Raw genomic sequence first — 25,375 nt, 5'->3', positions numbered from 1 at the left:
TAAAATTTGGCGAATCATACTTAAACTTGTAATTATATTGATGTCCATTTATGCTTTAATTTATGTCCATTTATGCTTTTTTAATTTGGCTTTATTAAATGCTTGATAATCAAAAAATTTCTAGAATCAATGATGTGTTATTTCATATTCATCAAGACATTACTCAGCCACTGCCAGCAAAGCAACTTGCTGCAGTTGCGGCCTATTCAGAACAACATTTTCATCGTATTTTTAAATTAGTCGTTGGCGATTCGGTTCATGCGTATATTCGACGAGCTAGAATGGAATACGCCGCTAATCAGTTGATGTTTGATAGCAAAGCAAGTGTATTAGAAGTCGCCACTAAGTGTGGATTTTCGTCAGTATCTTCTTTTAGCCGAGCATTTAAAGCAACTTTTGGCACTTCTCCTGGTCAGTGGCGAGACACTGAAAGTCAAACTAAAGAAAAGCCTTATTTAAAAGATCCTGAGATAGCAGCTGCTTATCAAAGAGTCGATAAATCTATCATGCCTAAAGCTGAGCTAATAGAGCTACCAGCAAGGCAAGTTGCTTATGTTAGGCATAAAGGTTATGGCCGATCAATTAGTATCGCTTGGCAAATTTTAAAAGCTTGGGCTGAATCAGAAAACCGAGATTTTACTCAGCAATTTGGCTTGCACCATTCTAATCCTGCGGTGACAGAGTTAGATAAGTGTCGTTATGTTGCTTGCTTGGCAATTGATAAACCTTTAACCCGACGAGGCGTCGTTAATAGCTTAACGATTCCGGGCGGTTTATACGCTGTGTTTAAATTGAAGGGAAAGTATGGTGATTTGCTACCCCAGTTAAGTTTGATTTTGGAACAATGGTTACCGACTTCAGGTTTTAAAATGTTATCAACACCTGCATATGTTCATTACCATCAAAACCAATTTTTGGATAATGATGAAAAATTCAGTTTAGATTTTTGCTTACCCGTTTCTTTATTTTTTTAGAGTATTTAGCCTCAGTCCTGACGGATATATTTAAGCTGAATTCTAAGGAAACATAGTAGCCTTAAATAAAGCTTTAAGTCTTTGTTAATAATTACAATGCCTTAGGTGACTTCTTATCCAGAGCTCAAATTACATACAAAAATGGCTGCGAATAAGCAGCCATTTTTATTTAACCTAAGGTTGGGTTGGTTATTAACCTGTATTTCTCATACCGGTTGCGATACCCGCCATAGTAACCATGAGTAATTGTTCATTATCTGGATGCTCTGGCTGCGCACGTAAACGCTTTAATGCCTCAATTTGCATTAGGTGTAGTGGCGCTAAGTAACCTCGGCGTAATTCAAATGAGCTTAAATTCCACTGGTCATATTCGAGCAAATCTTTTTGCTCTAATAACGCAAGTAAAGTGGCCTTATCTTGCTCAAGTTGTGCCCTTAGTTCACTACCCATAAATGCTAAATCTTCACTGACGAGTGCTTTGTCGTATAGCTCAGCAACTTGGCTATCTGATTTAGTGTAAACCATTTCGGTTAATGAAATTCTCGATTTAAAGTAAGGCCAAGCCGTTAGCATTTCTTTCATCAGAGCTTCATTTTTAGCCCAAGCTTGTTTGATTGCACCGCCTAGACCTAACCAACTTGGTACAACTAGACGGTTTTGACTCCAAGCAAATATCCAAGGTATAGCTCTTAAAGATTCTATGCCACCATCCGATTTACGTTTACTTGGTCTTGAACCTAACGGTAAAGAGGCAAGCTCTTGCTCTGGTGTGGCTTGTCTAAAGTATTTAACAAAATTATCGCTAGTTTGAACATACGAACGGTAAATATCACAGCTACTCTGCGCCATTTCATCCATTAAATTGCGCCATTTTTCTGTTGGCACTGGTGGTGGCGTGACTAAGCACTCCAAAATAGCAGAAGCATATAAGTGTAAGCTTCGAGTCGCTAAGTTAGGTAAACCAAATTTAAACCTTATGGTTTCCCCTTGCTCTGTTACTCTTAAACCACCATCTAGTGTACCCGGAGGTTGTGATGCGATTGCTGCATGAGCTGGGCCGCCCCCGCGTCCGATTGTGCCCCCACGGCCGTGGAATAACTTAAGTTCTATATTTTGTTCAACAAAGACTTCAACTAATTTCTCTTGGCACTGATACTGGCCCCAAGTTGCTGCTAGAACACCAGCATCTTTGGCTGAGTCACTATAACCTATCATGACATAGTGCTGTTGATTGCAGTAATCACGGTAGCCATTAATAGCAAAGAGTTCAGACATAACCTGAGGTGCATTGTTTAGATCGTCAAGCGTTTCAAATAATGGCGCTATCGGCATTTTCCAATTAACACCTGCTGCCTTCAGTAATAAATTAACAGTTAAAATATCACTGACTTGACTGGCCATAGAGATAATATAAACCCCAAACAACTCAGCTGGTTGTTCAGCTATCATGGCAAAAGTATCCAACACTTCTTGAGTATCAGGAGACCATTTTTTTGCTGGCAGTAGAGGTCGTGGATTTTTTAATTCTGAAATTAAAAATTCACGACGTTTTTTCTCATCCCAGCTTTCAAAATCACCCATTTGTAGTGCATTGGTGATTTCTGCTAGTGCACTGTCATGTCGTTCGCTGTGTTGGCGTATATCTAGTTTAACTAAAGAGATGCCGAAGCTATTCACTTTGCGGATCATGTCCAGCACCATAGAATTAGCAACGTTCTTTAAACCGACTTCTAGTAAGCTTTCGCGACATTTTATTAAAGGTAAACGTAATTGATCTGAGTGATTTAAGATTTCATCTTGTTTACCGTCTTTTAATTGTTCAATCGTTCTTCTAAGTAATTTTATGACTTTTTGTAATTCAGCTCGGTAAGGACCTAGGTTATCAATATCGGCTTCAAGCAAAGCTTCATTTGCTTTACGCATAGATAATTCAAGGTACAATTTCTCAAAGTCGACTAAATATAATTTAGCTGCAATTAATCTAGCATTGAGTAAAGCCTGTTGGCTTAGCTTAGCGGTTACAAATGGATTACCATCTCGGTCACCCGCCATCCAGCTCGCCATAGTCACAGGCGTATAATCAATCTCGAGTGATTCGCCAGTTAGGTCATTAGATAATTCATCTAGCTCGCGCATAAATTTAGGAACGGCAAACCATAAGCTATTCGCTATTGTGTTTAAACCCCAGCGAGATTCGTCTAGTGGCGTTGGTCTTTGTTGTCTTATCTCGTCGGTATACCAAGCTTGCTCAACAAGTTCAGCAATGCGCGGAGATGAAGCATCATTTTGCTCATCGAGTGCTTTTGCAATTTGGTTGTATTTATGAATAAAAGTTCTTCGATTTACTTCGGTTGGATGTGCTGTTAACACGAGTTCTATGTGTAGTTTATCGAGTGCTGTTTTAAATTTGTCAGCAGATACATTACCTAATTTTTGTTTTAAATCTTGCAATGGATGGGCGAGATCGAGTTCAGCTAAACCTTCTGGGCTGGTTGTATATTGTTGTTCAGCAACATTTGCAAGATTAAGGAATTGGCTGAAAGCTCTAGCATAGAGTAATAAATCGACTTCGCTGCTTTGCTCAATTTCCGCTTGCAGGGCCGTCAAGCTAGAGATGTCGCCATTCGCTATATCACGGCCTTGTAGACGCATTTTTTCGATATTTTCAAGCCATTGTTCACCTTGTTCTGCTGCGATTGTTTGACCGAGCAAAGTGCCCAGCTCGCGAACATTTTGTTGTATGGTTTCTAACATAAAAACTCCTATAAACTTGAAATCAATAGTGCAGCTTGGGTATATAACTCAATGCCCCAAATTACATTAACACTGAAACTAATAGCTAATGAAGCAAATAAAGCTTGGGCTATATTTGCTTCTGGGTAAGCTTGCTCAAATACGGCTGGAACGGCAATATAAGAAGCACTTGCACCTAACACAGCGAGTAAGGTTGCACCACCATGGCTTAAGCCAATGAGCCATGAACAAAATAAAGCAATGCTTGCGCCAATTAATGGCATTATCAAAGCAAAACTCACAATAAACACTTTATTTGAACCTATATCCGAAATCTTTGCCCCCGCTAAAGCGCCCATATGGACTAAATATAAGGCTAGCATGACGCCAAACATAGGCTTTAAATTTTTTACTAGAGGCTCTGATATTTCTCCATAAAGTGCGCCTATCAGCATACCTATAATAATTAAAGCTAGGCTTTTATGGGCTAAAATTGTCTTTACATTAAGCTTGTGTGTCTTATCACTTAACAAATATAAACCTAGAATAATCGCAGGTAACTCTAATAGCGCAACAAACAAATTTAATGTCAGCTCGTAGGGTATTTGGCTGACTTCTAAATAGTTAACCGCAACAGCAAAAGTACCAACACTAACAGATCCATAGTGAGCAGCCAGCGTGACTCTGTCGGCTTTATTTAACTTAGAGAATATTTGAATAATAATCAGGGCAACCAAAGTAATAACTATGCCCATTGTAATAATTAAGCCACTATGACCAATTAATGCCATGCTGGCATTATTAGCGATAGCTTGACCACCTTTGAGACCAATCGTAATCAATAAAATATATGTGATTAATTGATAAGCTGCGTCGGGTAGTCTCAAGTCAACAGATAGTCGCTGTGCAATCAAAGCTGCAATAAAGAAGAAAGCTAAAATATCTGGTAAGAAATGGACCATATTATTTCGTTGCTATTTTTGAATGCAGACATGTTAGATTAGGCTATGTATAATTAAAAATATATGTTTTTTATGGCTGGTATAGGTTTTTATCTATTGTTGGTGTGATTTATTGTCATATTTTATGGTGTGGTGCTGAAATGAATATGAATAGAATGCCTACTTTAAGGCAACTTCAAATTTTATTGTCTCTTGAAGAGCATCGAAATATTTCAAGGGTGGCTGAAGTTTTACATATTTCTCAGCCTTCGGTTTCTATTCAATTAAAAAAATTAGCAGATATATTTGATATTGAGCTATACCACTCTAACGGCCGTGTTATAGAGTTTACCCAAGCAGGGATAGCCGCCATTAAAACTGCGAAAGAAATGTTTACTTCTTTAGATAATTTAAAGATGCAACTTGATGATTTTAACGGCGTTAAATCTGGCATTTTGAAACTGGGGGTTGTGTCTACGGCTAAATATTTTGTGCCTATCTTACTCGGTCAATTTTGTAAGCGTTATCCTCTGATTGATATAGAATTTAATATTGGTAATCGCCAAGAAATAATCACTCGCTTTACCCAAAATAAAGATGACTTTTATATCTTTAGCCAATGCCCTGATTCAGATAATTTAGTCGCTGAAGCCTTTTTAGATAACCCTTTAGTCGTTGTTGCTCCCGAAAATCACGAACTGACTAATCGAATGCCGGTAAGTTTAAATCGTTTATCTCATTACCCTTTTATTCTGCGAGAGAAGGGGTCGGGTACTAGAAGAATAATAGATAGTTTTTGCAAACAGCATAAATTAAAATTAAAACCTAGAATGATTATTGAAAGTAATGAGGCGATAAAGCATTCGGTTGCGGCTGGGTTAGGTTTAGCTATTTTAAGTAGTCATACGCTAGACTATGTTCAAGGGACAGGTTTAGTTAGGTTGGATGTTGAGCAATTTCCAATAAATAGTCAGTGGTTTTTAGTGAGTTCAAAAAATCGAAAAAAGACAGTATTAGCAGAGTTGTTTCATCACTTTTTGCAAAGTGAGGGGCTCGCTATTTTACAAAAGACAGCTAATAAGGAGTAATCAAGATGGAACCTAATTTAATTAAGCAGTCGTTAGCCCAATATTTTGGTTTTGAGGAATTTAGAACCGGCCAGGCCGAAACCATTGCTCAATTACTTAATGGCAACTCATCTTTAGCCATATTTCCAACCGGCTCAGGTAAATCGCTTTGCTACCAATTAACCGCGTTGCACTTACCTAATTTGACCCTTGTTGTATCACCATTACTTGCATTGATGCGAGATCAACTTGATTTTTTAGCGAGCAAAGGAATTTCTGCTGCAAGCTTAGACTCAAGTTTAACCCCAGCAGAATATCAACAAGTATTAGCGGATGTGAATCAGGGGAAAATTAAAATACTCATGATTTCGGTTGAGCGTTTTAAAAATGAACGTTTTCGTCAATTTATACAAGGTGTTGCTATTTCAATGCTGGTGGTTGACGAAGCGCACTGTATCTCTGAATGGGGGCACAACTTTCGTCCAGATTATTTAAAATTGCCAAGCTATTGTGAAGCACTCAATATACCTCTGGTATTACTCTTAACTGCTACAGCGACTAAAAAAGTGAAGTTAGATATGGCCAGCCGGTTTGGCATTGAGTTGAATAATATTGTTCAAACTGGTTTTTATCGTTCTAATTTAGATATCTCGGTTGTGTCAGTTGCTCAAGTTGAAAAAAAGCGAAAGTTGGCAGACTTGATTCAGGCTGAAGTTCAGCAGGCACCCAGTGTTTCCGGCATTATTTATGTAACCTTACAGCAAACCGCAGAAGAGGTTGCTCAATTCTTACGTGATCAGGGCATTAATGCTCAAGCTTATCATGCTGGTTTAGCCGATGATAAACGCAAGACGATTCAACTTGGTTTTATGCAAAATGAAATTAACATTGTTGTTGCGACTATTGCTTTCGGTATGGGAGTTGATAAGTCCAATATACGTTTTGTCATGCATTATGATTTGCCTAAGTCGATAGAGAATTACAGTCAAGAAATTGGTAGAGCAGGGCGAGATGGCTTGCCATCTCGCTGCACAACATTAGCTAATTTAGACGGTTTAAATGTGGTTGAAAACTTTGTTTACGGCGACACCCCAGAGCCTAGCGGGATTGAAGCTATATTAGCTAATATACAGTCTGAAGCGAGCCGGAACTATTCGGGTGACACTGTATGGGAAATGCAAATTAACCAGCTTTCAAGTTTGTCTAATATTCGCCAGTTGCCATTAAAAACTTTGCTTGTTCAGCTTGAGTTAGAATCAGCTATCCAACCTTTATATAGTTATTACGCTGAATTTAAAATTAAATTATTGGTGGATCAAGCTGAGATACTAAGCAAATTTAACCTAGACAGACAGGCCTTCTTAAAGGCGATATTTGAGCATGTTAATTTTAAAAAAGTGTGGGGTGAACTAGATTTTAATGCTTTATATCAGGCATATCACACTCAGTTAAACTGTGAGCGTAGCAGGGTTATTGCCGCATTAGAGTATTTGCAGCAACAAGGGCTAATTGAAGTACAGACTAAGCTGATGACAGAGGTGTTTCAAGTTAATCTAGATAGGCTAGGGCAAGCTGGGTTAGCCCATAATCTAGTGAGTTATTTTACCGATAAAGCAGAGAAAGAGATTAAACGTATTGCGAGCTTGATTCGATTTTTTGAACTTGATCGGTGTTTAAGTCAAAACCTTGCGCGTTACTTTGATGATGACCAAGTGCCCGAAAATTGTGGTCATTGCTCAGTATGTCGTGGTGAGATTGCCCGTTTAACTCATTCCAAGCCAGTTGAGTGGCCTGAAGATGCATTTTTGTTGACTGCCCTTAATGGATTGACCGACCATCTAACGAACAAACTAAATACGGATATTTCGTTAGAAAGCTATTGTCGATTTTTAGCAGGTATTAGCGTGCCTATGTTTAGCCGGTATAAGGTTAGGCAATTGAAAGGCTTTGCTTGTTGTGAAAACTTTAGATATGCCGAGATTAAAGAAAAAGTAATCGCGTTAAATGGTTAGCACGATTACTTAACCTCAATAAACTCTCGGCTAAACGCAACTCTGGCAGCTGCATCTCTTAGTTCAGTTTGTTGTTCAATTAACTTTAATCTAGGTTTTAAGCCTTGGTCATTGGCGACCTGAATGGATAAGCCTGGTCTTGCATTGAGCTCTAATACTAAAGGGCCGATATTTTTGTCTAAGACAATATCCACTCCAAGGTAACCTAAATTGGAGTGGTCATAACATTGGGCTGCTAAAGTTAATAAGTTTTGCCAATCCGGAATTTTTAATTCGTTAAGCTTTTTGTTGGTATCAGGGTGAAACTCGATCGGCTTGCCAAATTGAACGGCATTAAGAGCTTCTCCAGTTGCTATCGAAACGCCCACACCCACTGCACCTTGGTGAAGGTTGGCTTTGCCATCAGATGCTTTAGTGGATAGCCGCATCATCGCCATGATTGGATATCCTTGGAAAATAATGACTCTGATATCCGGTACACCTTCAAAAGAATAGCCATCGAAAATCGGATCAAACTCGATTAAATTTTCAATAAGCGCAACATCATATCGGCCACCTAAACTATAGAGGCCAGCGAGGATATTGGAGCAATGATGTTCAAGTTGTTTAAGCGAGAGCGGTTCGCCGTTCGACTTAGTATAAGTGCCTTCACTTTGTGAAAGTATCACTAGTATCCCTTTACCACCACTACCATGAGCCGGTTTGATTGCAAAGCCACCTTGTTTTGGCAGTAAATCAATTAAGTTGTTAACTTGGATTTGTTGGTGAACTGTCGAGATCAAGCTGGGAACGTTTATTTTGGCATCTGTTAATAGCTGCTTAGTCTGCAATTTGTCATCGACTAAGGGATAAAGCGCTCTTGGATTATATTTCGAAATATAATTTATATTGCGCTCATTCATGCCTAAGATGCCAATCTCGGCGAGCTTAAAGGGATTTGCGAACATATTATTTAACAAAGGACTTAAATCGCTCTAGTTCTAATAAGCGATATCCTGTGTAGTTACCAATCGCTAAAATTGCCGCGAATATAATAAATTGGATACCGATGAAGTTAAATGTTAAGTGTCTTATCCAATCATTTGTCATTGTTAGGTAGGCAATAACGGCTGTGAGTAAGCTACCACCACCTTGAATCAAGACTTCTTTTGGCCCTTCCTCTTCCCATAAAATTGACATTCTTTCTATGGTCCAAGACAAAATGATCATAGGGAAGAAAGTGACTTTTAATCCTTCCGTTAGGCCCACTTGATAACTGATAACACTAAAGATGGCGATTATAGCGATAACGCTGATAATAACCGCGGATATTCGCGACACCAGCAAGAGGTTTAGCCGAGATAAATAGCCTCTGAGTAGTAAGCCAACAAAAACAACGAGTAAAAAGCCAATTAGACCAGTCATTAAGGAGGTTTGAATAAAAGCAATTGCGATCAAAACTGGCATAAAAGTACCAGAAGTACGTAACCCAACTAGTACTCTTAAAATACAAACCACTAATGCGCCAACTGGTAATAGCAGAATAGTTTTGAAGATAGACTGCTCTTCTAAAGGTAAGCTATGGATTGAGAAGTTAATTAACCCTTGGGTTTGATCTGATTGCTGTTTGAGGTTAGCGGCTACAGATTCATTTCTTTTGATAATAGAGAAGCTAACTTGTGAGTTTAATCCGCCGATTACTTCTAGCACAGGACCGGTACTGAGCTGCCATAGCAAGCTGTTATTCGGTAGACCTTTTTTCCCCGTTGTTGGGTTAAATAGTACACTGTCTGTTTCTGACCATACTCGTACAAGCGGAAATAAATCTTGCCTTCTGCGGCCATCTTCCAGCTCTATTGCATAGATAACTTCTGCAGCGATATTCGCTTTATTTAATAGCTCGACTGCCAGTTTTGCTTTGCTTGGCGTTTGATTGAGTAATAAAGATATATTCTGATTTTGCTCTGGCTCTGAAATTTTCTTAAATAACTGCTGAGCATAACTAAACGGATTCGCCGATTGTTGATGTACTTCTGATGAGATTTGTTCAACCGCTGTTTGGTATGGCTCTTCCCAAGCACGATAGGTAATCTCTGGTTTAATTAATGTTGGACTAGCTTGTTGTGGTGTGAGTAGAAAATCACTTCGATAAAATAAGGTTTGGCTACCCGTTGCTTTTCTAATTGTCCATTGCGTTTGGTTTTCAGCCTCTAGATAGCTTACACCATAACCGGGCGATGCAGTCGACTCGCCAATAAGCTTAAAGCCATTTTGGTTACTTGGCCGGCTTAAGTTTATACTGACCGGCTCGCCGATTGCTTCAAATTCAACCCTAGCTTCGATAGACCAAGATGTTAAGCTTTCACCAGCAAACCAAGGTATTTGGTAACTTCTATGATGGTGAATGGATAATATTAAGCCAGTTAATACGAGCACACTGATCAGTGCGTAAAATGGCAGCTTTGGGTTAGATAAATATTTTTGCATTATTTCACACTGTACTTGCTATGAGTGAATGTTCGTCCAACTTCAATTAAGCTGATATCTTGTAAAAACTCACGCCCAAGTAATACTGGGAAATCCATTTCGGAGCGGTTGGTTAGGGTGAATTCTGCGCTTTGTACTAAGGATTGACCTAAATGTAAGTTTAGTTTTATGACTGGTCTGTGCTCAATGCCTGCCGCAGATGCTTGTCTTATACGTGCAACCCTGACAACTGCAGCTTCAATTTGTTTAGGTTTAATTTTTGTATCTTTATGCTCTAAGGTAAAGCGTACCCAAGATTTCCCATTCCTTTCAAAATTAACTATGTTTTTAGCACTGATGGAAGAGGTTGTCGCACCTGAATCGATTCTCGCTTTAAAGTGTTCCTTTACTAGAGGTAGGTAAACCCATTCTAATTCACCCAATATAATCTTACCCTGTAGCTCAAACTGGTTGTCATTGGTTGCTTTACATTCAGGTTGTTGTTCTTCTACGCTGAGTTGCTTGATCAGTTTGTTGGTCGATTTCTCTAAGCTCTTGTTGGCTTTGGTATTTTGATTAACACTAGATGCCAGTTTTTTATAATTTGTACTGCATTGTTTGATTATATTAGCTTCAATCTTTTTTAGTTGTTCAACATTTGAGTTTGTGTTTGTTGATGAAACAGCTTGGGTTAAACTACAAGCGGACAAAAATTGCAGACAAATTAAAGGAATGGATAGTTTTAAATAATGAGAAAACATATGAAATCTTTGGATTATTGTTATTAAAACTAATGATTACACTAACTGAGCCAAGCTGCAACTTTGATATTGTTAATCAAGTCAACTTTTGGCCCATGGCGTGTTTATCTTTGTATTATTTTTATCTAAGTTCAAATTATAAATAAAGATAAACACGATCTATGGAACGCTTGGTTTCCTAGGTGATTATTTAAGCTGCATTTTCTGAGACTTGATCGGGTAAGTAGCGGGCTTTTTTTGCTGATTTAAGCTTTGTAATATCGACTAATACCAAGCCATCAATACAGTCAGCAAAATCAGGATCAACACCAAAGTCTAGAAATTCAACACCGCCGGGTTCACATAGTTCGCTATATTGCTTGTACAGAGTTGGAATGCTGACCCCCATGTTTGCCAACATAGATTTTAGCGTTACAAAATCTTCTTTGTAATCATTGCCGATAAAGGCTTGGCTGAGCTCAGAAATAATATCGTTAGATAAGTGATAAGGTTGTTTTGAACTTGCGATATCGTTACTTGACGAGAAATACAGCTTGTAGAAGTAAACCATCAGATCTTTGGCTGCTTTTGGCATAGTATTACTCATACTGACAGGTCCAAATAAGTATCGGATACTTGGATTTTTACCTAGATATGCACCAATCCCGTACCAAAGGTAATCTAAGCTTCGACGCCCCCAATATTTTGGTTGGACAAAGCTGCGACCTAATTCTAAACCTTGGCTAAAATAAGGCTGCATTGCCTGCTCATAATTAAATAGGGAATGCGTGTATAGACCTTTTTGTGTTTGCTCTGATACGATTTTATCTGTGTTACCTAGTCGGTAAGCACCTACTATCTCTAAATCTACCGCATCCCATAAAATTAGGTGTTCGTAATAGGCATCGTATTTATCTATATCTCGTCGCGAACCAGAACCTTCACCTACGGCCCGAAAAGAAATTTCTCTTAATCGGCCAATCTCACGCATGATGGGAGAGCTGCCGTCAAATTTGTATAAGTAGATGTCTTTTTTATCACTCGTTTGACCAATTTTTTCACATGCCATGATGGCATTCTGCAAGTCTTGTTTGTGCTCTGGGTGGGCGATAGCACTTTCTGTTGTAAAGCAGCCCTTTTTATTTTTACCTATACGATATAAGTGTCTTTGGAATAACCGAACTTTTTCTTTTGGTTTGAGCTGATTTCCTTTGAAGTTCTCATAAGGGATCATTTCACCTATTTTTATCGGTAAACTCTTTTCTTGTTGTTTGAACATTTCTGTTACCAAAAACAAGGTTGAGAGGGGCTTGGATAACATAGACAGGAAGTAAAACGACCAAGAGTTTTTACCTTTGATATGAATTGGTAAAATTGGTGACTCGGTTGCTTGAGCAAGCTTTAAGAAGCCACTGTTCCATTCACCATCTTTTATGCCTGAAGGTTTTAGTCGTGAAACTTCTCCTGCAGGGAAAATAATAATGATGCCTTCATTTCTTAAATGGTTTTGTATGCGCTTGATATTTTCTCTCGCAGTTTGGCCATTCATGTTATTAACCGGTAGCAGTAAACTTTGCATTTGCTTCACTGTCATCAGTAGTTCATTTGCAACGACTTTAAAATCTTTTCTTATTTCACTGACTAGTTTAATCAGTGCCATACCATCTAGCGAGCCGATGGGGTGGTTAGCAATGATGACACAGCGGCCAGAGCTTGGAATTCTCTCTAGCTCTCGGTCTGAAATTGTGTAGCTAAAATTAAAATAATCTAAAACTTGTTCGACAAAATCTAGCCCTGATAGGTGCGGGTATTTTTCTTCAAACTCGATAAATTCTTTTTCATGTAATAAGCGGCGTAATGCGACTTTTGTGCAAGAAGATAAAACCGGATGTTTTTGTAATTGTGGGATATTTTTGGCTACCACTTCGTCGACAGTGAACATAAATTAAAACTCTTGTTAGTGAAACAGAGCTGAATTTAACGCTTTACTGTGACGTTGATGTATCAATTTTATGGCAGTTTTATTTCGCCGGAAGGCGATAAGAGTTGCTATATCAGCAACTCTTAATGGCTTATCTTATGCAGCTTGTTCACTGATAATTGGCACATTAGCTGTACTAATTTGAGTGACAGCACTGGTCCAGCGGATTAACTCAAGTTCGCCTTGTGCGTTTTCTCGAATGAGAGTGCAGTTTTCTACCCAATCACCGTCGTTACAATAAAGTACTTTGTCTATCTCATCCATTTCCGGATGATGTATATGGCCACATATAATGCCATCTGCTTGCTGGGATTTAGCATATTTGATTGCGGCATGTTTATATCTTTCGATGGCTGCATTTGCACCTTTGACTCTCGTTTTGATATACCCAGAGAGAGACCAGTAGTTTAAACCAATTTTTTTTCTTAGCTTAAAGCAGTTCCGATTCAAAAATAGGAGTAAGTCGTATAAGGCATCTCCGATCAAGCTATGCCATTTACCAAGACAAACTTCGCCATCAAAGTCATCACCGTGAGTTATCAGCATTTTTTTGCCTGCTGCTGTGGTATGGAAATATTCACGGTGAATTTCGACATCTGAAAATGTCATACCGACAAATTTTCTTACTTTTTCATCATGGTTGCCAGGGACATAAATCACTTTGGTGCCAGTTTTAGCTTTGCGTAATAGTGTATGGATAACTTGATTATGTGACTCTGGCCAATGGAAGCGTCTTTCTAGTGCCCAGATATCGACAATATCGCCAACTAAATAAAGTGTTTTGCTCTGTATTTTATTTAGCATGTCGAGTAAAAATTCAGCTTTACAATCCTTACTGCCTAAATGTATATCGGATAGCCAAATTGCATTATATTGAGTGTTGTTTGAATGCATGCTTTGCTCCTTTTAACTAGCTGAGCTCAGCATGCGGGTGGTAAGTGAAGTTAAATTGACTGTTTTATGAACATTCGATTAACGGCTGATAAAATAACCAATTACCGAGAATATACCTTTAATTTCGACTATGTCGTATCTTTGGCAATTTTGGTCGCCTTGAATTTCGTTACAAATATAAAGCCAGCGTTGTTGATCGTCTATATTGACTTCTGCATTAGCGTCGAGGAAAAAATCTTTGCTGCCAAAGCGACTCGGTATATAAACGCTTTCTGCGACTATACCTAGTTTTTCATAAACAATCACTTTAGGGTAAGGCAGCACCATTAAAGTTAACAGCAAAAAAGCGAGTAAGTATATTTTTACTTTAGACGATGACTTTTCAGTTGGTTGAGCCTCTATTTCAGCTGTTTCAGCCGCTTGCAGGGCTGCCATTTTTTGCTGAATTAAGGCTTGTTGCCTTGCTATTGCTGCTTGTTGCTGTTTTTTCTTTCGCTCTTTTTCAAACTGAGCCGCATCTAAAAGTTTTGCTTTTTTAGGTTGAACAGCCATTTTAGATTATTGCCCTTATTGTTTGTCACTTGAATTTAGTTTGAACTGCATATCAGAATTTGCAACCATAAAACTAAAAATACTTAGCACAGCCACATTTTGTTGCACAGCATTGAGCTGGACTTTGTCAAAAGTGTCGTTGGCTGAATGTAGGTATTTAAAATAATTTGATGCGTCCTGTACCCAATGAAATACAGGGACTTCATAAGGGATAAAATGCGCTACATTCGTGCTGCTTGTACTATTGTTGTGGCCTCGCTCAACCCCTAAGTCGCTTACTCTAGTATGAACTGCATCCGCAAATTTTAAGCTCGAGCTAGCTATCTTAGTGTCTAAACGCCAGATCAATCCTGAGCCAAAGTCCATTTCTGTTGCTGCGACAATTTGGTTTAGTGAGTCTTTATGGGCTTTAATATATTCTAAAGCGCCATTTTGTTTAAACAAACTATCGGTAAAGAAGACGACTCTTAAGCTACGCTTTAGTTCGACTTCTGCATCGAGTAACTGTTTTAAAGCAGCGATTACAACCCCGACACCCGTTGCATCGTCTAAAGCACCTGTACCTAAATCCCAAGAATCGAGGTGAGCTGCCAGCAGGACAGTTTCTTCAGGTTTTTCTGAGCCTGTAATATCCGCGATTAAGTTGTAAGAGTCTAACCACTTTGTTTCAGTGTTTATCAATTTTAAGTTTAATTTAGGGGTTAGGTTTCGAGAGAAAAGACGATCTAATAGATCGGCATCGGCCGGCGAAATAGCCGCTGCTGGGATTTTGTCGACATCGGCTAAGTACTGCACACTTCCGGTGTGAGCGATACGCGAATTATCAGTTGTAATTGAGCGTATAATGAGTGCTTTTGCGCCTAACTGGGAAGCTACGATTGCACCTTCTAATCGACCTTGAACGGTTTTAATGTAATCGTCACCCGTTTTGTCTTGGATAAGCTTTTTCGCGATGTAGACAATCTTACCTGCTACATCTGATTTTTCTGCTGTTTTCAGATGCTCGATAGAGCTAAAGCGAATAATCTCAGCTTCAATCCCTGTTTCTGGTGTTGGTACGCTGCCGCCTAGTGAGGTGACGACTAATTTATGTGAGTAAGGGGAAGTAACAGTTGCTTCAGCACTGACTCTTTGCCAGTCTCTTACTTTAACTGCTTGTTTTGTAACTTGTGTTACACCTATTTCTAATAATTTTTTTTCTGCCCAGTCTATCGCTTTATTTGATCTATCTGTGCCGACTAACCTAGCACCAACTTCAGTGGTTAATGACTCTATCAAGTGATATGCATGTTCATCTGTTAGTGCCGATTGTTTTATTTTTTCTATGTCTTGTTCGAAATTATTTGCGTGAGCAATCGAAAAAACGAGAAAAAGCGTAAAAGAAATAAGTAAGTGCGGAAAATTTATTGTTTTAGGCATGATAATATGAAGTAAGAAGCATTATTTTAAACTAAACTAGGTTTTGTATTAGAGCAGTTTACTAAGTGCTTTGCCAGTTTGATCACAACTAAATATCAATAAAATTTAGTTTTTATTATTGTCTGCAGGATTGGTTAGTGGAATATATTTTACCAGTTTTATATTTAACATCGATTGCTATCATGCTGATAGCTGCTGCCACCTTGATTTTATTACTGCCCAAAAGTAGTGATAAGCTTCGCATTAATTCGTTAATCGCTTTATGTTTTATTATTTCTGGCTATCAGTTTTTTGTTTATTTATACACTTTTGAAAGTGATATCGATAAGCATATCGCTTATGTTCAAGCTGGATTAGCGATAGCTACTGCCTTCCCCATTGCATTTTATACCTTTGTGTCTAGTTATCTGAAACCCAAAAGGTTTAAATTATTTTTATTGATTAATTTAGCGATTTGTTTGTGTGTCTTTAGCTATAACCTTATTAATCCTTATTCATTCCGCTATGAATCTTTAACTGGGGTGAATTATTTTGAACTTGGTGGCCTTAACGTTTATTACTTAACGGGTAAATTAACCCAAGCTAGTGCCTATATCATGCTTTATATCAGCATTATTTTTGCTTGGGGAATTTATAGTGCGGTTCGGCTATTTAAATACGGACAAAGATTAAATAGCATTTTTCTTTCATGTTATTTTATCGCTCAATTTTCCACCATTTACTATAATCGAAGCTTTATGCAGGATAATGTACCTGGGGTAAACTTAGCTGGCTTCGGTTTCCTCTTTTTAGTGGTTTTTATGGGAATCGCTATGTTACTTAGTTATCTAAAATTAGCGGATTCGATAGCAGCTAAAAATAAGGATTTAGAGTTAGAGGTAGCTCACAGAATTCAAGCAGAAGCTGACAGTTATAAGCTCACTCAAATTATCGAACAAGATCCTATTACAACTCATACTATTAATTTAGATGGGGTGGTAACCAACTCTAATTTAATTAGCCAAAAATTTTGGCAGCAAGATATGCTAGGTGTCAATTTATTCAAAAAAATTGAAGCCCTTCTAGCGCTTAATGGCTATAAAGTAGATTTAAAGCAAACGACACAATCTATTCCAATTGTCAGTTTGAACTTTTCAGGTTTAGACACGCTTTTTGCTAACCTGAACGCGTCATGGCTAAAGTTTTATTTATTTCCAGTATTGGACGAAGATAACCAGTTATTGGAATACTGCATCCGTGTAAAAGATGTTTCTCAGGATGTTTATGTAGAACGAGCTATTAAGCAAATAGCTCAAGGTGTATCTTCAGAAACCGGACAGAATTTTTATAACCAATTAGTTTTGAGCTTGAATAGTATTTTTAATGCTAAATATGCTTTTATTGGAACTTATGATGAAGCTGCTGGCTGTGTCAGCACTATAGCGTTAGCAAACCAAGATACGATTATAGATAATTTTAGTTATGAGCTAGTTGATACGCCTTGCGCTAATGTTATGGGGAATGATATTTGCTGTTACCCAAGAGGTGTTCAATCTTTATTTCCTAAAGACATTTTACTACAAGATATGGAGATTGAAGGCTATATTGGCGCACCTATGTTTGATCAATCTGGCGCGACAGTTGGGATTGTTGTTGTCTTGGATACTAAGGTGCTTAAAGTTAATTCTCAGATTACTGAAATTCTTAAAATATTTTCGGCAAGAGCGGGTTCTGAACTGCAAAAAAATAAAGTAGAGCAAGAAATAAGAGCGATGGCGTATCAGGATTATTTAACCTGTCTGCCGAATCGTGCCAGTTTGTTGTTACAGCTTAAATCAGCCTTGGGGCAAGTACAAAGTAATGGCCAAGCTAGCTTTTTATTACTTGATTTAGATAATTTTAAATATGTAAATGATGCACTTGGGACAGATATTGCTGACGAAGTGTTGAGAACTGTTGGCAGTCGATTAACGCAGTTTAACAATGAATCTTTTATTGCACGTTTTGGCGGTGATGAATTTGCGATTGTCTCTAAGGTTGTTGAAACTGATGCAGCAGAATACTCACAAAAACTGGCAAAAGATATGATTCAGGTTATTGCTAGACCAATACAAGTCGGGGACCGAATTGTGAATGTTGCTGCCAGTATCGGGATTTGTATTTTTCCACTGCATACCTCTACTCAGTTAGATGTTCTTCGTTACGCTGAGACAGCATTATATCAAGCAAAAGATCAGGGCAGGGGACGTTATTTGCTGTTTAACCCTCAAATACAACAGCAAGTTGAAGAGCGAGTTTCTATCGAAAATGATTTGCGTCTGGCCATAAAAAATAAAGAGTTTAGCTTAAATTATCAACCACAAGTTGATGAAACGGGCAAGATTTACGGGGCAGAAGTCTTAATTCGTTGGATCAGCCCAACACGAGGTTTTGTACCGCCAGATAAGTTTATTCCCATTGCAGAAGAGTCAGGTTTGATTCACAGTATAGGCGATTGGGTGATTAGTGCGGCTATTGAAAAGTTGTTAACTTGGCAACAAATAATGCCTAATTTACAGCTATCTATTAATGTATCAGCTTGGCAATTTGCTGAAACTGATTTTATCGATAAACTTAAAACCGTTATTCAAGAATACCAAATAGACTCTCGCTTTCTTACTTTAGAATTAACTGAAACAGGCTTACTGCAAAACCTAGACGATGCAAGAGCCAAATTGATTGAGCTTAGGTTGTTAGGGTTTAAGGTTGCACTAGATGACTTTGGTACAGGTTATTCATCTTTATCTTATTTGAGAGATCTACCCTTAGATGAGTTGAAAATAGACAAAGCTTTCATCGATGAGGTAAATGGCGAATCTAACCAACCCTTAGTTGAATCTATGATATCAATCGCTAAGCATATGCATTTACATGTAATTGCTGAAGGGGTTGAAACTCAAGTTCAACAACATGCGTTACTAGAAATGGGATGTAAGCATTATCAAGGGTACTTTTTTGCTAAACCTTTGCATGAAGCTGACTTTGCAAATTATTTAAAGGATTCTATACTCGAAAAGTAAATTAAAGGATAAAGGAACTATAGGCAGAGTTAAAGTACTAAAGAATTGCTTTACTTGCTTAATATTTATAAGGATATTTATGAATCTAAGTAAACCCACTCAAACAGTAACTCAGCCAGATAAAGCCAGCAAAATTTTAATGTTTATAGTGGCAGGTGTAGCTTTGGCTACTTCGTTCTTTCTGGTTGTTTTTCTGATTCACTTCAAATCTGGCTAACAAATTAACTTTTCCTGAAACTAGATTTAGTCGAAAAATAGATAACCTCAACGCGGGATAACAACTTGCTTTCTTGAGGGCCTTTTTCCTGATAATAGGGTTGGCTAATTTTTTATCCAGAGTTAAGGCTAGATACAAAAAAACCGACACTAGGTCGGTTTTTTATTAACAAGTTTAATTTAAATTAAACTTCTAGGTAATCCAAGATACCTTCGGCTGCTTTACGGCCTTCATCAATTGCTGTTACAACTAAATCAGCGCCACGAACCATATCACCACCAGCGAAGATTTTTTCGTTAGTTGTTTGGTACTTAAATTGGTTTTCAGCAGAAGCTTTAACGCGATCCCATTGGTCTAATTCAACACCGTAGTCAGCTAACCATGGCGCTGGGTTAGGTTGGAAACCAAATGCTACGATAACAGCATCACATGGAATCACATGCTCTGAACCTTCAACTTGCTCAGCACGGCGACGTCCATTTGCATCAGGCTCCCCCATTTGTGTTTTCACAAATTTAACGCCAGTCGCTTTACCGTTTGCATCAACTTCTACACCAATTGGTTGAATGTTGAATAAGAAATCAACACCTTCTTCACGTGCATTTTGAACTTCACGACGTGAACCAGGCATGTTAGCTTCATCACGACGGTAAGCACAAATAACTTCAGTTGCTTGCTGTCTGATAGATGTTCTTACACAGTCCATCGCTGTATCACCACCACCTAACACGATAACTTTTTTGTCTTTCATGTCGATGAATTCTTCTGGCGATTTTTCAAAACCAATTTGGCGATTCGTATTTGCAATCAAGAATGGTAATGCATCATAAACACCTTGAGCATCTTCATTTTCGAAGCCGCCTTTCATGTATTTATAAGTACCCATACCTAAGAATACTGAATCATAGCCGTCGATTAACTCTTGGAACTGTATGTCTTTACCGATTTCAGTATTTAAGACAAATTCGATACCCATGTTTTCAAAGATTTCACGACGTAACGTCATAACGTCTTTTTCTAATTTGAACGCTGGGATACCGAAAGTTAACAAGCCGCCAATTTCAGGGTATTTATCATATACAACGGCTTTTACACCGTTTCTTGCCAGTACGTCAGCTGCGGCCAAGCCAGCAGGTCCTGCACCAACAATTGCAACTTTTTTATCTGTTTTTACAACATCAGATAGGTCAGGGCGCCAGCCTTGTTTAAATGCAGTATCGGTAATGTATTTTTCAACAGAACCGATTGTTACCGCACCAAACTCAGCGTTTAGCGTACATGAGCCTTCACACAGTCTATCTTGTGGGCAAACTCGACCACATACTTCAGGTAAACTGTTTGTTTGATGTGAAAGTTCAGCTGCTTCCCAAATTCGACCTTGATTAGCTAAATCTAACCATTGTGGAATATAGTTGTGAACTGGACATTTCCACTCACAATATGGGTTACCACAATCTAAGCAACGGTCAGCTTGACCTGCTGCTTGTGAATCACTCATTGGCTCGTAAATTTCAACAAATTCAATTTTACGTGTGTCAATCGGCTTTTTCGGCGGATCAATACGTTCAACGTCCATGAACTGATATACATTTTTGCTCATTACTTTCTCCTACTTGATCTCAACTCTTAGCTCATCAGATGAACGGCTGATGTGACCAAGTAAGTTATTTACGTCGTTTGCTTTCGGTTTAATTAACTTGAACTTAGGTAAGTAAGCATTAAAGTTCGCTAAAATTTCTTGAGCGCGCTCACTACCAGTTTCTTCAAAGTGTTGGTTAATTAGACCACGTAGGTGTTCAATTAAGATATTTTTGTCTTCGAAACCTAAAGCTTCGATTAGCTCTTTATTTAGCTTGCCAGCTAGGTCATCGTTTTCGTCAAGGACATAAGCGAAACCGCCTGTCATACCTGCACCAAAGTTAACGCCAACTGAGCCTAAGATAGCCATGATACCACCTGTCATGTATTCACAACAGTTATCACCTGTACCTTCAACTACGGCTGTAGCACCTGAGTTACGAACACCAAAACGCTCACCTGCACGACCAGCTGCAAATAATTTACCACCAGTAGCACCGTATAAACATGTGTTACCTATAATTGCACTCTCGTGCGATTTGTAGCTTACGCCTTTAGGTGGACGAACGACAAGCTTACCACCAGCCATACCTTTGCCTACATAATCGTTGGCATCACCAGTTACGATTAGATTTAAGCCACCTGCATTCCAAACACCGAAACTTTGACCTACGTTACCACTTAAATTAATTGTGATAGGCGCAGTGTTCATGCCTAAGTTTCCATGATGTTGAGCAATGTAACCACTGACTAGCGCACCAACTGAACGATCTAAGTTTGAAACAGGGTAACGGAATACTCCGCCAGACTTGTTTTCGATCGCAGTTTTACAATCAGCAAGCATTTGTGCGTTTAATACAGCTTCATCATAAGGTGGGTTTTTAGCTTCTGTACAGTGACGAGAAGTTGCAGCACCCGGTACGTTATCAAACAATAACGGCGATAAATCTAACTTAGACTGTCTAACTGTTTCGCCTTCTAATACTTCTAGAAGATCCGTTCTACCAATTAAGTCGTTAAATTTAGCAACACCTAGGCTAGCCATTATTTCACGAACTTCTTGCGCGATAAACTTAAAGTAGTTTTCACACATTTCTGGTAAACCGTGGAAATTGTTTTCACGTAATTTCTCGTCTTGCGTCGCAACACCAGTAGCACAGTTATTTAAGTGGCAGATACGTAGGTATTTACAACCTAGTACAACCATAGGGCCTGTACCGAAACCAAAGCTTTCTGCACCTAAAAGTGCTGCTTTAATTACATCTAGACCCGTTTTCAAGCCACCATCTGTTTGTAGACGAACCTTGTGACGTAAGTTGTTTTCAACAAGTGCTTGTTGAGTTTCTGCCACCCCGATTTCCCAAGGTGAACCAGCATATTTAACTGACGTTAATGGACTTGCGGCTGTACCACCGTCGTAACCAGAAACTGTGATTAAATCTGCGTAAGCTTTAGCAACACCTGTTGCAATTGTACCTACACCTGGTTCTGATACTAATTTAACTGAGATAAGTGCAGCAGGATTAACTTGTTTCAAGTCAAAAATTAGCTGAGCTAAATCTTCAATCGAGTAAATATCGTGATGTGGTGGTGGTGATATCAAAGTTACACCCGGTACAGAGAAACGAAGTGTCGCTATGTAAGGATTAACTTTATCACCAGGTAATTGACCACCTTCACCAGGCTTAGCGCCTTGTGCTACTTTAATTTGAATAATTTTTGCATTGACTAAGTAATGTGGTGTTACGCCGAATCGACCAGATGCAACCTGCTTGATATTTGAATTTTTCAATGTACCAAAGCGTTTTGGATCTTCACCACCTTCACCTGAATTTGAGTTACCGCCTAGACGGTTCATTGCAATCGCTAATGCTTCATGCGCTTCAGGGCTCAATGCACCAATTGACATAGCTGCGGTATCAAAACGAGGGAATAAGTTTTCCGCTGGTTCTACTTCATCTATGCTAATTGCTTTTGTTTGTTTTAATTTAAATAAATCACGAATTGACGCGATTGGACGCTTGTTAACCAAGTCAGCAAATTTTTGGTAATCACTATAGTCGCCTGATTTAACAGCTGTTTGTAATGTACCAACAACGTCTGGGTTATATGCGTGATATTCTTCACCGTGAACAAATTTTAATAAGCCACCATGTGTCATTTTCTTACGTGGTAACCATGCAATACGTTCTAGGTTGATAATGTCTTGTTCGAAATCTGCAAAATCTGCACCTTGAAGACGGCTAACAACACCGCGGAAGCAAGATTGCATAACTTCATCATTGATACCAATGGCTTCAAATAATTGTGAACAACGGTAACTCGCAATAGTTGAAATACCCATTTTCGACATGATTTTAAATAAACCTTTGCCGATACCTTTACGGTAGTTATTGATTGCAGTACGAGCATCTAAAGCAACTGCTTTGTTTTCAACAAGCTGTTCAATTGTTTCGTAAGCTAAATATGGGTAAACCGCTGTCGCACCTAAACCAATTAGAACTGCAAAATGATGCGGATCTCTTGCTGATGCTGTTTCAACAATAATATTACTGTCGCAACGTAACTGTGCGTCTAGTAAATTTTGCTGTAAAGCACCAACTGCCATAGCTGCTGGGATTGGTAAAGTGCCCTTAGCGATATCTTTATCAGATAACATAACGATAACTACGTTGCGAGATTTAATCGCTTCAATTGCTTCGTTAGTTAATCTTTGAATTGCTTCTGCTAGCTTCTCTTTAGTTGGATCATAATTTAGGCTGAATGTTTCAGATGCATAATGCGTGTCATCTAAAGATTTTAATTGCGCCATATCTGTATACATTAATACAGGAGATTCAAATAAAACACGATTAGCATGGCTAGTAGTTTCACAGAAAACATTTTGCTCGCGACCAATACAAGTTTGTAGACTCATTACATGATTTTCACGTAATGGATCGATTGGTGGATTGGTTACTTGAGCAAACATTTGACGGAAATAATCATAAACCGTTCTGTGTTTACGCGATAATACCGCCATAGGTGTATCATCACCCATAGAGCCAACCGCTTCTTGACCATTAATCGATAATACTTTTACAACTTGATCAATTTCTTCGTAGCTGTAATTAAATAATTTATGGAAAACATCTAATTTAGCATCGTCAAAGCTACGTTGACCGATTAAGCCAGCTTCACACTGATCAAAAGGTGTTAATCTTTGAACGTTTTCATCTAACCATTCACGGTATGGATGACGGTCTTTAAGATCTTGGTCGATTTCATTACTGCGCCATAACTGACCAGTAGAAGTGTCAACAGCAAGCATTTCACCTGGACCAACGCGTCCTTTTTCAACAACTTCATCTGGTGAATAATCCCAAATACCCACTTCAGAAGCGAGTGTGATGAAACGGTTAGAAGTAATAACGTAACGTGCAGGACGAAGACCATTTCTGTCTAAGTTACATGCAACATGTTTACCATTGGTTAATACGATACCGGCAGGGCCATCCCAAGGTTCCATGTGCTGTGAATTAAATTCATAGAAAGATTTTAACTCTGGTGACATATCAGGGTTGTTTTGCCAAGCTGGCGGCACTAATAAGCGCATTGCACGGAATAAATCCATACCACCTGCAAGTAACAACTCGAGCATGTTGTCTAATGACGATGAATCAGAACCATCGGTATTAACATATGGTGCGGCATCTGTCATGTCAGGTAAAATTGGCGTAGCAAATTTACTTGTACGCGCTAAAGCCCATTGACGGTTTGCTTTAATTGTGTTGATTTCACCATTATGCGCTAGGAAACGGAAAGGTTGTGCCAGTTTCCAACGCGGAGATGTATTAGTTGAGAACCTTTGGTGGAATACACAAATCGCAGATTGCATTCTTAAATCAGCAAGATCAGCATAAAACTCAGGTAAATCAGCAGGCATAACTAAGCCTTTATATACTGTTACTAAGCCTGATAGTGTTGCGATGTAAAAATCTGTGTCTTCTTCACTAATTCGCTTCTCGATACGACGACGCGCTATGTATAAACGACGTTCTAAATCGATTTCTTTCCAACCTGTTGGGGCATTAACGAATATTTGCTCAAAACGAGGTAATTGAGAAGCCGCAATTTCACCCAATATCTCAGGGTTAGTTGGCATTACACGCCAGCCTACAACAGTAAGCGTTTCACGCTCTAGCTCTTCTTCAAATATTTTACGAGCAGCATCAGCTTTGTCAGCATCTTGGCTTAAAAATACAGTACCTACACCATAATTTGCCGCTAATTTCCAATTTAATTCATCTGCGATCGCTCGGTAAAAAGTATCAGGTTTTTGCATAAGCAAACCACAACCATCACCTGTTTTACCATCCGCTGCGATACCGCCTCGGTGCTTCATTCGATCTAAAGCGCCAATTGCGGTACGAACCAACTTGTGGCTCGCTTCACCGTCCATATGCGCGATCAGGCCAAAACCGCAGTTATCTTTAGCTTGGCTAACGTCATATAGTTTCATCAAAACCTCCGGGGCCCATAGTTTTCTTTAACTAGATTGAGCTGTTTTAAATGCTGGAATCTAAATAAACATTGACTATGTATATTCATTCACTAATTTTTTCGACAGAACCTCGTACAATAACGATTTATTGCAAAAAAATCAATCGAAATGCAGTGTATTAAACACAAGAAGACACCCAGTAGGGTGCCCGCATTTGTTGTCAAGTTGTATCCATCTTCGGATAACTTGACGCTATATTCGGATAAATCCGTAAAATCTTCTATCTTAAATATAAAATATT

At 38.6% G+C, this 25,375-nt stretch carries 15 protein-coding genes; 4 read left to right on the top strand and 11 right to left on the bottom strand.

What is annotated here, in order from left to right; all coding sequences use genetic code 11:
* The first annotated feature begins 98 nt into the window (after window positions 1-98).
* Window positions 99-974, top strand: coding sequence for an AraC family transcriptional regulator (locus tag XM47_RS07135; RefSeq protein ID WP_048691135.1), 876 nt, complete (start codon window positions 99-101; stop codon window positions 972-974).
* Between the two features lie 192 nt (window positions 975-1,166).
* On the opposite strand, the gene ppc is transcribed toward XM47_RS07135, so the two are convergent.
* Together ppc and XM47_RS07125 are read right to left on the bottom strand one after the other, a co-directional pair.
* Window positions 1,167-3,728 carry a phosphoenolpyruvate carboxylase gene (gene ppc / locus XM47_RS07130; RefSeq protein WP_048691134.1) on the bottom strand — a complete coding sequence of 854 codons (2,562 nt, stop codon included), beginning with the start codon at window positions 3,726-3,728 and terminating at the stop codon, window positions 1,167-1,169.
* A gap of 8 nt (window positions 3,729-3,736) precedes the next feature.
* A complete protein-coding gene (locus tag XM47_RS07125) occupies window positions 3,737-4,669 on the bottom strand; it encodes a sodium-dependent bicarbonate transport family permease (protein ID WP_048691132.1) in 933 nt (310 codons plus the stop codon).
* A gap of 140 nt (window positions 4,670-4,809) precedes the next feature.
* Here XM47_RS07125 and XM47_RS07120 point away from each other — a divergent pair, with 140 nt between their 5' ends.
* Together XM47_RS07120 and XM47_RS07115 are read left to right on the top strand one after the other, a co-directional pair.
* On the top strand, window positions 4,810-5,736 hold the full coding sequence (locus XM47_RS07120) for a LysR family transcriptional regulator (protein ID WP_078061859.1): 927 nt from the start codon (window positions 4,810-4,812) through the stop codon (window positions 5,734-5,736).
* A gap of 5 nt (window positions 5,737-5,741) precedes the next feature.
* On the top strand, window positions 5,742-7,727 hold the full coding sequence (locus XM47_RS07115) for a RecQ family ATP-dependent DNA helicase (protein ID WP_048691130.1): 1,986 nt from the start codon (window positions 5,742-5,744) through the stop codon (window positions 7,725-7,727).
* Window positions 7,728-7,732: 5 nt separating this feature from the next.
* Here XM47_RS07115 and XM47_RS07110 read toward each other — a convergent pair whose 3' ends face one another.
* The 7 genes from XM47_RS07110 to XM47_RS07080 form a co-directional block, all read right to left on the bottom strand.
* Window positions 7,733-8,674, bottom strand: a complete 942-nt coding sequence (locus tag XM47_RS07110) for an alpha-L-glutamate ligase-like protein (protein ID WP_048691293.1) — start codon at window positions 8,672-8,674, stop codon at window positions 7,733-7,735.
* A 1-nt stretch (window position 8,675) separates the two neighbouring features.
* Window positions 8,676-10,193, bottom strand: a complete 1,518-nt coding sequence (locus tag XM47_RS07105; protein ID WP_048691129.1) for an inactive transglutaminase family protein — start codon at window positions 10,191-10,193, stop codon at window positions 8,676-8,678.
* A complete protein-coding gene (locus tag XM47_RS18715; RefSeq protein ID WP_053084524.1) occupies window positions 10,193-10,933 on the bottom strand; it encodes an ATP-dependent zinc protease family protein in 741 nt (246 codons plus the stop codon). Before XM47_RS18715 ends, XM47_RS07105 begins: the two co-directional genes overlap by 1 nt.
* Window positions 10,934-11,123: 190 nt before the next feature.
* Window positions 11,124-12,854, bottom strand: coding sequence for a bifunctional ornithine lipid synthase OlsF (olsF, locus tag XM47_RS07095; RefSeq protein WP_048691127.1), 1,731 nt, complete (start codon window positions 12,852-12,854; stop codon window positions 11,124-11,126).
* A 135-nt stretch (window positions 12,855-12,989) separates the two neighbouring features.
* Window positions 12,990-13,787 carry a UDP-2,3-diacylglucosamine diphosphatase gene (locus XM47_RS07090; protein ID WP_048691125.1) on the bottom strand — a complete coding sequence of 266 codons (798 nt, stop codon included), beginning with the start codon at window positions 13,785-13,787 and terminating at the stop codon, window positions 12,990-12,992.
* Between the two features lie 78 nt (window positions 13,788-13,865).
* Entirely contained in the window at window positions 13,866-14,339 is a 474-nt protein-coding gene (locus tag XM47_RS07085) for a hypothetical protein (protein WP_048691123.1), read from the bottom strand.
* A 15-nt stretch (window positions 14,340-14,354) separates the two neighbouring features.
* Window positions 14,355-15,758, bottom strand: coding sequence for a M28 family peptidase (locus tag XM47_RS07080; protein ID WP_048691121.1), 1,404 nt, complete (start codon window positions 15,756-15,758; stop codon window positions 14,355-14,357).
* A gap of 137 nt (window positions 15,759-15,895) precedes the next feature.
* Here XM47_RS07080 and XM47_RS07075 point away from each other — a divergent pair, with 137 nt between their 5' ends.
* Window positions 15,896-18,796, top strand: coding sequence for an EAL domain-containing protein (locus tag XM47_RS07075; RefSeq protein ID WP_048691119.1), 2,901 nt, complete (start codon window positions 15,896-15,898; stop codon window positions 18,794-18,796).
* Between the two features lie 401 nt (window positions 18,797-19,197).
* Here the strand turns inward: XM47_RS07075 and XM47_RS07070 are convergent, their stop codons facing one another.
* Together XM47_RS07070 and gltB are read right to left on the bottom strand one after the other, a co-directional pair.
* A complete protein-coding gene (locus XM47_RS07070; protein ID WP_048691118.1) occupies window positions 19,198-20,613 on the bottom strand; it encodes an FAD-dependent oxidoreductase in 1,416 nt (471 codons plus the stop codon).
* Window positions 20,614-20,622: 9 nt separating this feature from the next.
* Window positions 20,623-25,092 (bottom strand): glutamate synthase large subunit, encoded by a 4,470-nt coding sequence (gltB, locus tag XM47_RS07065; RefSeq protein WP_048691117.1) that lies wholly within the window; start codon window positions 25,090-25,092, stop codon window positions 20,623-20,625.
* Window positions 25,093-25,375: the final 283 nt, after the last annotated feature.

This window comes from Catenovulum maritimum (assembly GCF_001050375.1).
Taxonomy (GTDB): domain Bacteria; phylum Pseudomonadota; class Gammaproteobacteria; order Enterobacterales; family Alteromonadaceae; genus Catenovulum; species Catenovulum maritimum.
Note: the sequence above shows the minus strand (reverse complement) of the source record. Positions and strands in the feature narration are given on the sequence as shown.